Here is a 1,627-nt window from a genome sequence, read left to right on the forward strand (position 1 = left end):
TGTTGCTGCCGGATTTCAGTCTCTGTTTGAAACTCTCATAATTGGTACTCGAATCACTCCCGGCCTGCAATAGCACTATCTGGTCTTTGGAATAACCCAGGTTGTAATTCTGCACGTACCGCATTTGATTGTATACGACGGTTGTACTTACAATCAAAACCACAGCAATGGAGAACTGTGTCACCACGAGGATCTGGCGTAATTTTCCGTTTTTCAATGTAGAAGACACTTTCCCCCTGAACACACTGAGCGGCTGGAAGGAAGTCATGAAAAACGCGGGGTAACTGCCGGCGATCAGTCCGGTAAATAGTGTAATTGCGACGAGTACTGAAACAAAAACAGGATCGAGGAGCGCCGTGAATGTTAATTGTTTTTGTGTAAACTGATTCAGTAAAGGCAGGCAAAGTGTAACGGTAATCAAAGCGAAGATGAGCGATATGGTCACCAGCAGCATCGATTCACTTAAAAACTGCCCGATCAGCTGTTGTCTTACTGCGCCGATCACCTTACGCATGCCCACTTCCTTCGCCCTCGTGGCCGACTTGGCAGTAGCCAGATTCATATAATTAATGCAGGCGATCAGCAGGATAAAAAGCGCGATGGCAGAGAACAGATATACATATTGAATATCGCCGTTTGCTTCGATTTCCGAATCCATGTGCGAATGCAGGTGGATATCTGTCAGCTTCATCAGGTCCAGCCGGGAGTAGGTCGACGCGCGCGGATCAATGTGTTTGTTCTGAAAAGCCGGGAATGCTTTTACAAGCTTCTGAGGATTGTAGCCGGCAGGTAATAGCAGGAATGTGGAAAATGAATTATTACCCCAGTTGGTCCGGAGCCCCTCTGCGCCATAAACGCGGTCATCATTGAGGGTTGAAAACGAGATCAGGAAATTGGGATGAAAATGGGATTGCGAAGGCAGCGGCTCAAAAACACCTGTGATGGTATAATCAAGCTGATTATCCAGCCTGACGATCTTGCCCATCGGATCTTCCTTCCCGAAGTATTTTTCGGCCATTGGCCTGGAAAACAGGATTGAGAACGGGTTTACCAATGCATTGGCAGGATTACCCTGTTTCAGCTTAATTGTAAATACTTTGAACAGATTGGCCTCGGCTGCAAATACATCATCTTCATTAAAACTCTTTTCTCCATAGCGAACATTGGAACTCACGTCCAGCAGCCTCACTACCTCCTCTACCTCCGGGAAATCCTGTTTGATCAGCGGGGCAAAAGGCGGCGCCGCGTGGCCGAGACGAAGCGATTCATTCCCGTCTTTTGACAAAAACGTTCGTGAAAGCCGGTAGATCCGATCTGCATTCACATGAAAGCGATCATAGCTCAGCTCATCTTTCACATAAAGCGCAAGCAGCAAAAAACAGCTAAGTCCAATAGTAATGCCGGCAACATTGATAAAGCTGAAAGCCTTATGCTTAAACAAGCTGCGAAGCGCGATTTTAAGGTAGTTCTTGATCATTTTATTGTTCTTTTTAATGTGGGGAGGAAAGGGAGGAAGGAGGAATGGGAGGAAGGAAAAAGGATGGTAAGTTCCTGTCTTGTCCTGAAAAAAGTGGACACGTTTGTGAAATGTTTACTTCTTCATCTAAGCTGCCTTCATTCGGTGTAC

1 protein-coding gene is annotated in these 1,627 nt (G+C 46.2%); it reads right to left on the reverse strand.

Annotated features, from left to right (window positions below; all coding sequences use genetic code 11):
• The coding region (locus tag ACTIE6_RS23590; protein WP_439558966.1) for an ABC transporter permease at positions 1-1,477 on the reverse strand (1,477 nt) is incomplete at its 3' end.
• Positions 1,478-1,627 lie beyond the last annotated feature (150 nt).

The organism is Dyadobacter sp. (assembly GCF_051859145.1).
Taxonomy (GTDB): domain Bacteria; phylum Bacteroidota; class Bacteroidia; order Cytophagales; family Spirosomataceae; genus Dyadobacter.